Here is a 12,925-nt window from a genome sequence, read left to right as displayed (position 1 = left end):
TAACATATTGGATATCTGAATGTTACAAATGGAGAAATAGAGTCTTATCTTTAAAAACACGACACCAAGCAAAGAGCAATATTGTAAATGATTTTTCAATCTAAGGAAAACAGTCTGGTAATATGTTAGTAGGTCTTAAATATAAGGGATATCTCAATGAATTAACGTACCTTTGTGGGAGAATAATAAAGAAGAAAAGAATGAAATATCTACTTGTATCAGACATTCACGGCTGTTTACCAGCCTTGGAGAAGGTGCTACAGTTCTATGACAGAGAGCATTGTGACATGCTTTGCATCCTCGGTGACATACTTAATTACGGTCCACGCAACTCTATTCCAGAGGGAATCGATGCTAAAGGAATCGTTGAAGCACTGAACAAACGTGCCAATGACATCATTGCTGTGAGAGGAAACTGTGATGCTGAAGTCGACCAAATGCTACTGAAGTTCCCTATGATGGGAGACTATACGTTACTGGTTGACGAGGGGCGTAAGTTGTTTCTCACCCATGGACATATATATAATAAGGAGAAAATGCCACAAGGGCACGTAGATGCTATCGTATATGGGCACACTCACCTCTGGGAACTAAGCCAACAGGATGACACCTTGGTATGCAATCTCGGTTCAATAACATTCCCTAAGGGTGGAAATGTCCCCACATTCATGACCTATGAACACGGTGTTTTCACGGCATATACCTTAGATGGGAAAGCCTTGAAACAGGAACGAATATAAGAAAATGGCTACTTTGACGGCGTAATCTCATCTGGTTACGAAAGAAAAGTAATAGGGCTTACGGAACTCTTCATTCCATAAGCCCTATTACTTTATACCTCTTTCAACTTCTCTCTGCATTCTTCCAAGATAGTAAGAAGCTCATCCATCTTCGTTGCACGAAGCATTGAGATGCGTGTTTGCTTAAAGTCGGAAATACCTTTAAAGATAGGTGATGCTGCCAAATGCCGACGTGTATGGAGAATACCACGATACTCATCAATCCGTTCAACATTGATTCTCAGCATTTCTTCAAGTATATCAATCTTCTCATCGAGTGAAAGTTCCTTTCCACTTTGGTTGAATAACCACGGACAACCAAAGGTTGCACGACCTATCATCACTGCATCCACACCATAACGATCGAACTTTTCGCGGGCATCCTCAACACTTGTCACATCGCCATTACCAATAATAGGAATATGAATGCGTGGATTCTTCTTCACTTCACCTATCAAAGTCCAGTCTGCTTCACCAGTATACATCTGTGCACGCGTACGTCCATGGATGGTCAAAGCTTGTATTCCACAATCCTGAAGTTGCTCTGCCAGATCGGTAATGATAAGGTGATCATGATCCCAACCCAACCGAGTCTTCACCGTTACAGGGACATTCACAGCCTTAACGACCTCACGTGTTATCTCCAACAACAAGGGAATGTTCTTCAACATACCTGACCCAGCACCTTTGTTTGCCACCTTCTTTACAGGACAACCAAAGTTAATGTCTATCACATCAGGCTTTACCTGCTCAACAATCTTTGCAGCTTCAACCATAGAAGCTACATCCCGACCGTATATCTGTATACCAACTGGGCGCTCACCATCATCAATCACCATCTTTGACAGTGTCGACTTAATACTCCGAATGATAGCATCAGCCGAGACAAATTCCGTATAAACCATTGCTGCCCCAAAGCGTTTACACATCTTTCGGAAGCCTATATCCGTCACATCTTCCATCGGGGCCAAGAACAATGGGCGTTCCCCTAAATCTATTGTTCCTATTTTCATGGGTGCAAAGGTAAGGAAAAGCAAGAAAGTAAAAGAGTAAAACTAAAAAAAGCTATGCTTATAATAAAGGGTATAATAAGCTTTCAAGAGACTTCCTTTCTAATATTTTTATTTTGATATATAGGATTTTAACATGCAAATAATTCTGATTTACGAAATATTTGATTATATTTGCAGCAGAATGAGAATCATTTCACATAAAAAATTAAAGCTCTTTTATGAGCAAAGAGAACACAATGATGCCAAAGTTCCATTAGAACGGTGGTATGATATAGCCTGTCATCGCACCTGGCATTCGCTTGGAGACATTCGTCAAGACTATGGAGATACCGACATGGTAGGTAACCAAAGATATGTATTTAACATCCATGGAAACAAATATCGTTTAGTAGTTGTTGTGCAATTCACTATCCAACGTATTTACATACGGTTTGTCGGGACACATAAACAATACGATAAAATTAAAGATATAACAACCATATAAACTATTAAAAAGGATATATCAATGACGGAAATTACTAAGACACAATATGAATTTGCACTTCAAAGGATAGAAGATCTACTCCCTTTGGTTAACGACTCTACGCCAAGAGATAATCCAAACTGCATAGAGTTAGAACTTATGAGTGACATAGTAGAAGAATATGAGAAGGAATATTACCCTATAGAAAAGCCTTCTCCTGCAGAACTCATACGATATAGTCTGAAAGAAAAGAAGATAACACAGAAGCAATTAGCAAAAGAATTGGGTGTTAGTCCAAGCCGAGTTAACGATTATGTAAGCGGGAAAAGTGAACCTGGACTTAGTCTTGCAGGAAAAATTTGCCATATATTAGGAATCATGCCTGAGGCTATCTTGGGGTTATAACACAACAGAAAGAACCTAACTACAACACACTTTGCAACCCAGTTGCAAAACATTATCCTTACCTTTGCTGCAGAATATTAAGCAGTAACAGGTATTTGAATTATGAATAAGAAACTTTTAAGAATCATTCTCGCAGCTATTCTCCTGGTAGGAGCATGGCTTGTGGAGCGTTATGCAGGACTGGCTACATGGCAGATCCTGCTTGTTTATCTCGTCCCTTACCTACTTATCGGTTATGATGTGTTAGGTGAAGCTGTAGAAGGGATCATGGAGGGAGATCCTTTTGATGAGGATTTCCTGATGGCATTGGCTACCATTGGAGCTCTCCTGATAGGTTTCCTACCAGGTGCAGAGACGCAGTTCCCAGAAGCGGTCTTCGTGATGTTGTTCTTCCAAGTGGGTGAACTCTTCGAAGATTATGCGGAAGACAAGGCACGCGACTCTATCTCTGAGCTGATGGATATACGTCCTGACGTAGCTTATGTGGAACGAAACGGGGAGGTAAAGGAGGTCAATCCTGAAGAAGTAAGCGTTGGAGAGACTGTCATCATCAAACCTGGAGAGAAGATTCCACTTGACGGAACAGTGCTGGAAGGTGCTTCGAGCCTTAACACCGTTGCCCTTACAGGGGAGAGTATACCACGCGATGTAGCCAAGGGAGACGATGTCATATCGGGATGTGTGAACCAATCGGGTGCATTAAAGGTGAAAGTAACAAAGGCTTTCAACGACTCTACCGCATCAAAGATTATACAACTTGTTGAGAATGCAAGTGAAAACAAGTCGAAGAGTGAGTCACTCATACGGCGTTTTGCCCGTGTTTATACTCCTATTGTGGTAATAGCAGCACTTGCCTTAGCCATCATCCCTCCTTTCTTTTACGACAATTATGCCACAGCCTTCAGCACTTGGCTCTATCGGGCACTAACCTTCCTGGTTGTAAGTTGTCCTTGTGCACTGGTCATTTCTATCCCATTGACCTTCTTTGCAGGTATCGGTGGAGCATCTCACAAGGGTATTCTCATCAAAGGAGGTAACCACATGGATGCACTGGCAAAGCTCTCTACGGTGGTATTCGACAAGACTGGAACACTCACACATGGCTCTTTTGAAGTGGAAGCGGTGCACCCTGAAACGATTGACGAGAAGGAACTGCTCCATTTGGCAGCCCATGTGGAACGCTTCTCTACGCACCCTATCGCCGTCGCCTTACGCAATGCGTATCCCAATGAGGCTGACAGTTGCGTGGTAACTGACACCAAGGAGATTGCAGGACAGGGTATCACGGCTGTTATCAATGGGAAGACTGTCAGTGTGGGGAACGACAAAATGATGGCAACACTCGGCATCAAGCCTCATGCATGTAAGCTTTGTGTACACCATACGGGTACTACAGTGCATGTAGCTATCGACGGACAATACGCTGGACACATACTCATTGCCGACCAACTGAAGGATGATGCACGTAAAGCCATCGAACAGTTGAAGCGTCTGGGGGTACAAAGAACCGTCATGCTTACTGGTGATCGGGATGAGGCAGCACGACAAGTTGCTGAGCAAACGGGCGTCACGGAATATCATGCCGAACTACTCCCTGCTGATAAGGTAAGCCACGTAGAACGACTATTAAAGGATAAGCAGACCGGTACATCTCTGGCTTTTGTCGGCGATGGTATCAACGATGCTCCCGTATTAGCACGTGCTGACGTAGGCATAGCAATGGGTGCTTTGGGCAGTGATGCTGCCATTGAAGCTGCTGACGTAGTACTGATGGACGACAAACCATCGAAGATTGCCCTTGCCATCCGTCTTTCTCGCCGTACAATCTTCATTGCAAAAGAGAATGCTTGGTTTGCTATCGGCATCAAAGTGGCGGTCCTACTCCTCGCAACCGTTGGCTTTGCAAACATGGGATGGGCTGTCTTTGCCGATGTCGGCGTGATGGTTCTCGCTGTACTTAATGCTATGCGTGCAAGATAGAACACTGATTTCGCAATCAATTTTATACACGTTTCATCATCAATTCCTATAGGATTCGCTTCCGTTTCCTATAGGATTTGTTTTTGTTTTACCCGTACTATTTCCTATTATCACGCTTAGATAATTAATTATCACGCTTAGATAATACTTTATCAAACTTAGATAATACTTTATCACGCTTAGGTAATTAAATAAGAAGCATAGAAAACCATTCTAAAGCACGCACTTCACAAACATAAAACACATACAAAAGAGATACAAAAGCAGAGTATCTGCAGTGTGAAGCATGAGCAATACTATCTTAAACAATATTAGAACGCTATTCAAACAACATAAAAAAAGAAACAGAAGGAAGAGTATAAGGAAAGTTTTATGTAAATTTGTCGCAAAGAACAGCTCACTATGAACGTACGTATTGCTATATCTTTCCTGTGGCTGATGCTACAATTCGCGCCTTTACATGCCCAGCAAGTATTGGTGTGCGACGGTGCATCCCACTTTCCAATACGGGATGTGCTGGTCATGGCAGACGGCAAACGAGTGGGGATGACTACTTGGGAAGGACTCATTCAGTTGCCTGATTCGTTCCAGACAGCAAGCTTCAAGAAGAAGGGTTATGCCCCTGAGAAACTCTTGCGTGAGGAGGTTCTTCGTGACACTGTCTTCCTTTTCCCTGCTGAACACTATCTTGACGAGGTGGTTGTCGTGGGGAAACAGATGGTTGATGGGCGTGCCTTATTAGAGAAAATGCCGAAACGTGACATCCTGGAGAAGCGCCCACGCGCAGTTCTTGGAGGTTTCGACTTAGGCGTAATGCTCGATAAACGTTATCGGAGGGATAAGAGACACGTCGCACAACTGCGTGAAGTGTTCAAGAAAATGGATAAGATAGGAGAAAAGGAGGACCCGATATTAAAAGCCTATAGGGAGACACAGATGGAACTTAGAGCTGACAGTATCAAGCAGAACACATTGAAAAAACATCAGGACACCAAGTAGTGAGCACGGAAAAGAACATGGTTCAAGACTAAGAAGTTCTGATACAGACATAGAAAAAGGACGCACTTACTCGTGCGTCCTTTTCCTTTTTATGGGTAGTCGGTCCTTATTCAGCTATCTTAAATACTGCTGCTGAGATTCCATTGAGTTCAACAGCATCTTCCGTCTTACCAGTTTTGTAACTTGCCTTACCCGTCATTATCAATGACTTTGCTTTACCAAGATGCACAATATTGGCAGATACTTTCTTGTCACTGGGGTTGATTGCGACAACAACGGTCTCACCTCCTGACGTACGTTTGTACACCATAGGATAAGGTTGGGACTCTTTGCTCACCAAAGTCCAGTCGCCATTACCGCGCAAAGCAGGTTGTGAATGACGTAAACGGGTGAGTTCACGGGTGTAGTTCAGCAGAGAATGTGGGTCATTCTGTTGTGCCTCAACAGTCAACTTACCCTTTTCAGTATCTACAGGGAAGTAAAGCTGAGACGGATTACAGGTAGAGAAGCCAGCAGTAGGACCTGATGTCCATTGCATTGGCGTACGGGTACCGGCACGTTCGTTACTTCCTTCCTTGCTTGGCAGGTCCATCTGATACTTCATACCGATCTCATCTCCATAATAAATGAATGGTACTCCTGGCATTGTCAGGAAGAAAGTCATAGCCACTTTCAGCTGATCGGGGGTGTTACGTGTACCGATATTCGGACGCTGATAGTCATGATTGGCAGACGGAATAGCTATATAACCAAGATCCTTCGTAGCATTATAGACTTCAGAGAAGTTATCAACGAACTCCTTTACCTCACCTTTACCAGCCTTATCGAAGTAACAGAACTTGTAATCCTTTGATATATCCTGTCCTGGCCATGGCTTACCCCACGGTGTATTACGGTCGAAGAAGAGTGAAGGATAACCTTTTATCCCGAAATGAATCATGAAGTCAATATTAAAACCTGCTGGAATAGCCACTGCAGGATCGCTCCATTCAGAGATTAACACGCACTCTGGATAGTTCTCATCCTTCCATTCACGCATCTCATTCCATAGCTTTGACACCTCTTTCTTACCCCAGTCATTCTTAACAAGGGATGATGCCATGTCTACACGGAAGCCATCTACACCTTTATCAAACCAGAAAGCCATGATATTGCGCATCTCCCGACGTACTGCCTGTGGTCCTGGAGCTGTCACAGGTTGCTCCCAAGGCTGGTTAGGGTCGGGCTTTGCAAAGCCATAGTTTAGTGCTGGCTGACATTCAAAGAAGTTCTTCTCATAATATTTACCACGCTTTGCATTCATCTCTACGTAACGTCCACGGGTACTTGAGGCTGGATTGGCTTCTTTATGACGTTCGGCAATCTCCTTCTTGTCCCCTTCTGAGATGCTGTCCGTCCAAATAAAATAATCTGAATAACGACTGTTCCTATCACCATTGGCACTCTCCTTGAACCATGGACACTTTGTACTTGTATGGCCAGCAACCAAGTCGAGACATACCTTTATGCCCCTTTTGTGTGCTTCTTTGACAAGGTTCACCATGTCAGTATTGGTTCCAAAGCGTGGATCTATCTTATAAAAGTCTATCACATCATAGCCACCATCAAACCAACCAGACTCAAAGACAGGGTTCAACCATATCGCATTGACGCCAAGTGACTTGATATAATCAAGCTTTTGGGTGATACCAGGCAGGTCACCTATACCATTTCCATCTGTATCCATATAGGAAGATGGATAAATCTGATAGAAGATTGCATCACCAAGCCACTTCGGATTAGTCCCCATCTGAGCTGATGCTGACATCGTCATAGCACATGCAAGTGCCATAGTTAGAAGTTGTTTTTTCATCGTTTTAAGTTTTTAATTCCCATAAGAAAGACGCACTTCCCTCTGGTTATAGGTACAATAGATACCATATATACTCACGTTAGTAATATTCTTTACTGCAAAAGTACATATTATAATCTGAAAAGAAGACAGTAACAAGGAATATCTTTGAAGAGAACACACGCCCATACAAGGCTCATAAACATAAAAAAAGTCGGAATGCATAAGGCATTCCGACCAAAAAAATCAGAGAGTAAACTACCTACTTAGTGTAACCTGGATTCTGATGAAGATTCCTATTTAGGTTCAACACTTCGTAAGGAATAGGGTAAACACAGGTATAACCTTGAGTATCATCATTGTAATCACCAGCTGAAGCATTATGCCAAACATTAGGATAACGGTCAGCTGTTGGCTGTGTAAAGGTGCAGAAACGAATCTGATCTTGTCTACGAACGCCTTCCCAAGCCAGCTCTATCATACGCTCATTGAGGATATCATTGAGGGTAAGTGACGTACGTGCAGTTGCATGTGCACGACTACGAATCTGATTGACAAGTGTTAGGGCGTCTGCAGTATTACCTAATCGATACTCTGCTTCAGCCTTCATCAACACGGCATCACCGTAACGCCAGATAACAAGGTCATTGTTATACTGTCCCTGTGCGGCTGCTGTTGGATCGTATTCATACTTCTTAAAACGTGCACCAGCACACTTAACGTCATGCTTATCAGCATTATTATCGAAGTCAACCTTTACTGCCAATGGCTTATAAGTAAGTGGACCACCTACTCCATCATCAACAATCTTACCAGTCTGCTGGGTGTATTCCTGCTCAACCCAGTAGTTCAGACGCAGACGTGGGTCTTCATCGCTCTCCTTATAACCCATAACCTTCATGGCTTGAACCGTACCACATGCACCATTCCACCCATTGAAGCCAGCTGCACTGGCATGATTATAGTGTACAGAGCGGATAAGATTGTAGTCAGTAATCTTATAAGTCTTGTCGTCATTGGGCCGAACAAAGATGTTTTCGTTGGAGTTCTGGTTCTGAGTAACGAAGTTATCTGCATAATTAGGAGATAGTGAATAACCTAAACCAGCGATCTTGTCAACGCAATACTTAACTGTTTCCCAGCAATTACGTGATGTTCCGTCAACAGTCATCATGATATTTTTACCCATTGCAGTAACATTTGCGCCAAGAGTTTCGCTCGCTTTGCAGGCTTTTGACTTATCATCACCAACGAAAGCCTTATAGCTATCAATGGCTGTTGCATCCGTTTTATAGACAGGAGCATTCAAAGCACACTTTGCAAGACACATGTAAGCTATAGGTTGGGTGATACGTCCATAGTATTTACCAGTCTTCTGACTCTGATCAGGAGCAAGTTCTGGCAACACTTCCGTGAGTTCTTTCACTACAAAGTCAAACACTTCTGAGCGGTTACTCTGCTTAACATCCTTGATACTCTGTGTGGAAGAGGTTACAACAGGTACCTGTCCAAACAAGTCCATAGCATAATAATAGTAGATAGCACGCAATGCACGCAACTCAGACACGTATGCTTTATAGTCTGGATGGTCAGTAAGCAGTGGTGTCAACTGGTCTATTGACCCATTACACTGCCCGATAATCTTATAGATATTCTTCCAGTTGTTATTGTAAGTATCCACAGATGATGCGAAATTATGCAGGAAGAAGTTCTGCCATTTACCACCATCTACCCAGTCACCCTGCCTTCCTGGAAGGATAGCTTCATCTGAAGTAAACTCCTGCAGACAGTGGATCGCATCCGTACCACCATATATTCCATCACCAATCTCCGAATAAACCTTAGCAACAGAGTTCACATAGGTAAGTGTAGAGTTGGCAAAAGCTTCACTTTCTTTAAACTTACTTTGTGGTGTTTCATCCAACGAACAGCTTGTAAGGAGTGCTGTGGAAAGGAATACTACACTAAAAATATATTTCTTCATAACTGTTTTCCTTTTGATAATTAGAAATTAACTGCAACATTAAAAGAGAAGGTACGTGTCAGTGGGAACAGTCGTTTGTCATCAACACCAAGTGTTCCGTAAGTCGTACGACCCTCATCAACGCGAACAAGTGAAGCAGAATTGATCATTGGAGTCAAGCCTTTGTATCCTGTAATAGTACATACATTGTTGACTGCAAGCCCAAGATGAATACTCTGAATCCAATCAGCCTTGAGTTGTTTCTTGTTAAATGTATACCCAAGTGTGATATACTCGAAGTTCACATAGTCACCTTTCTCCAACCAGTAATCAGAGATTTGGATATCCTTGATACCCTTTTCTGGTGCATCTGCCAATACATTATAGGTTGGGAAGTTGTTCATGTTGCTGTAAGTCATGCCAGTACCGTTGTAGATCTTATGTCCAAAGGCACCATTAAACTGCATTGCAAGGTCCCAATTCTTATATTTAAAGGTGAAATCCCAGCCTAAATAAGCCTTAGGAATAGCCTGTCCACATACGTAACGGTCGCCAGAATCACCCGTATCAATTGTACCATTCTTATCCAAATCTGTAATTATATACTGTCCATTAGCATTAATCCCTTCGCAATGAGGCAGATAAAAGACACCTATTGGCTGACCTTCGATAAGATAAGTAACGCCCGTATTTTGCGTTAAACCAGCCGCATTGATATTTGCAACAGCAATATGTTCACTCGTTGTCAGCGCCTGTCCCTTGTAAGTACCACTCAAAGTGTTCAGCTTATTCTGCTGAAAACTGAGGTTAAGACCTGAGTTGAAGGTGAAATCCTTTGTACGAATGATATCACCACGTACACCAATCTCAAAACCAGAGTTGGTCATCTGTCCCATATTAGCCAACAAAGTGTTGTAAGTAAATGGTGGAACAGGAACAGTATAAGTATAAAGAAGATCCTTTGTCTTTGAAGTGTACCAGTCCAAAGTAACATTCAAACGGCTCTGGAAAGCAGAGAAATCAACACCAACATCGAAGGTATGCTTTACTTCCCACTTCAAATCAGGGTTGTCATTACTCTGAATAGCATAGGTAGTAGTGTTGGAACCATTGACAAGTGTCACTCCATTAGGTGCATAAAGAGCCAAAGAATTATAAGGAGCGATGACATCCTGATTACCAGTAACACCATAACCGAGGCGCACTTTCAGGTTATCAATCCAGCGAATGTTCTTCATAAACGCTTCTTGAGATACTACCCATGCAACAGAAGCTGATGGGAACCAACCCCATTTATGGCCTTGACCCAACTTTGAAGAACCATCTGTACGGAGGTTAACCGTAGCTATATAGCGGTTACCATACATATAATTCAAGCGAGCCATGTATGAACTCAAGGTATATTCAGATGCTTCTGATTCAACATCTCCCCAAGAAACATTCGCTCCAGACTTCATATTGTTATAACCGAAGTAGTTTGTATCGAACTTAAAGGACTGTCCTGAATTCCAGAAAGTCTTATAACGCTGGCCTTCCATCAAGGCTAAAGCATCGATATGATGCTCTCCAAAGTCCTTTGTATAGGTTAGTTGGAGGTTGCCCATGATGTCTGTACGCTTCATATTATGGATATATGCCCATCCATTACCATTGATACGACCCTGCTGGATGTCGTTAGGAACGTAACGTTTGTGGTCCAGATTCAATCGGGTATAACTACCAAAGGCACTCAAGAAGAGTCCATCAGCAATAGTCCATGTAGCCTTTCCATGTGCATTCAGCGACCCTACGTCAAAGCGATCCTTCACTTCAAGCTGTCCAAGTGGGTTATAAATCTCATTAGCCAGCTTGTCTTCGTCCCATTCACCAGTCGTTACGTTCTTATATGTTGGGTAAGTTGGATTGTAAGCAGCTGCAGAATAGAACATCTTCTGTGGGTCATACTGCATCTTACCGTCTCTTTCACTACCAAGAACACCAAGCTCCAACTTCAGTTTTTTGTTGAAAGCGTACTGTGTAGCATCAAGTTTTACGGTGTAATTCTTCATATCAGAGTTCTTCAAAGCACCCTGACGCTGTATGAAACCAAGGCTTGCACGATAGTTACCATGGTCGTTACCAGATGAGAAAGCAACATTATGGCTTTGCGTAAGACCAGCAGAGCGTTCTATTTCGTCAAACCAATTGGTGTTACCACCAAGGTCAGTAAAGGCTATACCCATGTTGGTAGCAGTCTTACGATAGGCATCTGCACCCAACATCTTCAGATTTTTGAATACGCTGTTCACACCAACAGTACCATTATAAGAGATGTTAGCGAAACCATTCTTACCTTTTGTAGTTGTCACAACAATAACTCCGGCTGCACCACGTGAACCATACTGAGCCGTCTCTGACGCATCTTTCAGGATTGTCATGCTCTCAATATCATTTGGCTGAAGGGCATTGAACATTGTCATGTCACTAAAAACGCCGTCAATAATCACCAAAGGATCATTACCACCAGAGAGAGATGAGGTACCACGAACGCGGATATTCGTTGCTCCCATAGGGTCACCACCATTCTGACTGATGACTACACCAGTCACTTTACCCTTCAAAGCATCTGCTGCACTGGTAACAACTCCCTTGTTCATGCCTTCCTTTCCCACGCGTTCAACCGCACCTGAGACCGTACGTTTAGTACCAACGGCATAACCAACGACAACAACTTCATCCAATTGTTTGTTGTCTTGACTGAGACTAACATTAATGTTTGATTGATTACCTACGACAACTTCCTTGTTGCTATAGCCAATGTAAGAGAACACAAGTGTAGCACCAGGCTTCACATTCGTAAGTTTGTAATTACCATCAAGGTCCGTTACGGTACCACCTTGTTCACCTTTCACTTGGATGGTCGCCCCAATCAATGGTTCACCCGACGCATCCTTCACGTTTCCTTGCACCGTTGATTGGGCAAAAGAACTCATTGAACACATCAAACCAATGGCTATCGCCACGGTCTTCTTCATAAACGATTTCCTGCTCATGAGGGATTAGATCTTTTTAAATTAGTTATATATTTAGGTTCTTATTATTATTCTTTGTTCTCTATGGCTTCTATCAATGGCCCTGTCATGGTTCGTAAGTGATAGTTCTGTCTTCGGTTTTTTCTTGTTCGTTAAGGCATAACATCGTTACGATTGTTATAGGCTTTAGATTCTTATTGGGGTCAAAGGTATTTTATTTTTTTAATATCTCCAAACATTATGTTGATTTTTTAAAACGTACTTCATCAACTATAACGCATAAAAAACTATATCACAGCATGTTACATATAGTTTTTACTATAGAATATTTTTGTGAAAAATGTCGCTTATCAATTGATTTTATGACAAAATAACAAAGAAAACAGACGAACAAAAACATGTAAGACCAGTTAATTAGGAGTACAAAAACATTGTTTTTTATCGTTTAGAATAAGGTATAAATCAAGATTTCTGCCTAAAG

At 42.3% G+C, this 12,925-nt stretch carries 9 protein-coding genes; 5 read left to right on the top strand and 4 right to left on the bottom strand.

The genetic code is table 11. The annotated features are described in order from the left end of the window. The first annotated feature begins 200 nt into the window (after positions 1-200). On the top strand, positions 201-740 hold the full coding sequence (gene yfcE / locus ACZ48L_RS06685; RefSeq protein ID WP_278544820.1) for a phosphodiesterase: 540 nt from the start codon (positions 201-203) through the stop codon (positions 738-740). A gap of 92 nt (positions 741-832) precedes the next feature. On the opposite strand, the gene dusB is transcribed toward yfcE, so the two are convergent. Continuing rightward, entirely contained in the window at positions 833-1,792 is a 960-nt protein-coding gene (gene dusB, locus ACZ48L_RS06680; protein WP_025791495.1) for a tRNA dihydrouridine synthase DusB, read from the bottom strand. A gap of 181 nt (positions 1,793-1,973) precedes the next feature. Here dusB and ACZ48L_RS06675 point away from each other — a divergent pair, with 181 nt between their 5' ends. The 4 genes from ACZ48L_RS06675 (at position 1,974) to ACZ48L_RS06660 (ending at position 5,639) form a co-directional block, all read left to right on the top strand. Continuing rightward, entirely contained in the window at positions 1,974-2,276 is a 303-nt protein-coding gene (locus tag ACZ48L_RS06675) for a type II toxin-antitoxin system HigB family toxin (protein WP_025791497.1), read from the top strand. 21 nt (positions 2,277-2,297) lie between these two features. Then, a complete protein-coding gene (locus ACZ48L_RS06670; RefSeq protein ID WP_025791498.1) occupies positions 2,298-2,660 on the top strand; it encodes a helix-turn-helix domain-containing protein in 363 nt (120 codons plus the stop codon). Positions 2,661-2,762: 102 nt separating this feature from the next. After that, positions 2,763-4,640 (top strand): heavy metal translocating P-type ATPase, encoded by a 1,878-nt coding sequence (locus tag ACZ48L_RS06665; RefSeq protein WP_025791500.1) that lies wholly within the window; start codon positions 2,763-2,765, stop codon positions 4,638-4,640. 402 nt (positions 4,641-5,042) lie between these two features. Then, entirely contained in the window at positions 5,043-5,639 is a 597-nt protein-coding gene (locus ACZ48L_RS06660; RefSeq protein WP_025791502.1) for a hypothetical protein, read from the top strand. A 106-nt stretch (positions 5,640-5,745) separates the two neighbouring features. Here the strand turns inward: ACZ48L_RS06660 and ACZ48L_RS06655 are convergent, their stop codons facing one another. The 3 genes from ACZ48L_RS06655 to ACZ48L_RS06645 all read right to left on the bottom strand — a co-directional run bounded on the left by ACZ48L_RS06655 (position 5,746) and on the right by ACZ48L_RS06645 (position 12,447). After that, positions 5,746-7,491, bottom strand: coding sequence for an alpha-amylase family glycosyl hydrolase (locus ACZ48L_RS06655; protein ID WP_025791503.1), 1,746 nt, complete (start codon positions 7,489-7,491; stop codon positions 5,746-5,748). A 241-nt stretch (positions 7,492-7,732) separates the two neighbouring features. Further along, positions 7,733-9,454: a RagB/SusD family nutrient uptake outer membrane protein gene (locus ACZ48L_RS06650; protein ID WP_025791504.1), complete on the bottom strand. Its 1,722-nt coding sequence runs from the start codon at positions 9,452-9,454 to the stop codon at positions 7,733-7,735. Positions 9,455-9,474: 20 nt separating this feature from the next. Beyond that, positions 9,475-12,447: a SusC/RagA family TonB-linked outer membrane protein gene (locus ACZ48L_RS06645; RefSeq protein ID WP_373274224.1), complete on the bottom strand. Its 2,973-nt coding sequence runs from the start codon at positions 12,445-12,447 to the stop codon at positions 9,475-9,477. Positions 12,448-12,925 lie beyond the last annotated feature (478 nt).

The organism is Prevotella histicola (genome assembly GCF_055385135.1).
The sequence above is the reverse complement of the archived record's forward strand: the minus strand, read 5'-3'. Positions and strand labels throughout refer to the sequence as shown.

Excerpts from the sequence above, each read along its gene's own strand:
- ACZ48L_RS06645 (WP_373274224.1), bottom strand. The coding sequence starts at position 12,447 with ATGAAGAAGACCGTGGCGATAGCCATTGGTTTGATGTGTTCAATGAGT.
- ACZ48L_RS06660 (WP_025791502.1), top strand. The coding sequence starts at position 5,043 with ATGAACGTACGTATTGCTATATCTTTCCTGTGGCTGATGCTACAATTC.
- yfcE (WP_278544820.1), top strand. The coding sequence starts at position 201 with ATGAAATATCTACTTGTATCAGACATTCACGGCTGTTTACCAGCCTTG.
- ACZ48L_RS06675 (WP_025791497.1), top strand. The coding sequence starts at position 1,974 with ATGAGAATCATTTCACATAAAAAATTAAAGCTCTTTTATGAGCAAAGA.
- ACZ48L_RS06655 (WP_025791503.1), bottom strand. The coding sequence starts at position 7,491 with ATGAAAAAACAACTTCTAACTATGGCACTTGCATGTGCTATGACGATG.
- ACZ48L_RS06650 (WP_025791504.1), bottom strand. The coding sequence starts at position 9,454 with ATGAAGAAATATATTTTTAGTGTAGTATTCCTTTCCACAGCACTCCTT.
- ACZ48L_RS06665 (WP_025791500.1), top strand. The coding sequence starts at position 2,763 with ATGAATAAGAAACTTTTAAGAATCATTCTCGCAGCTATTCTCCTGGTA.
- dusB (WP_025791495.1), bottom strand. The coding sequence starts at position 1,792 with ATGAAAATAGGAACAATAGATTTAGGGGAACGCCCATTGTTCTTGGCC.
- ACZ48L_RS06670 (WP_025791498.1), top strand. The coding sequence starts at position 2,298 with ATGACGGAAATTACTAAGACACAATATGAATTTGCACTTCAAAGGATA.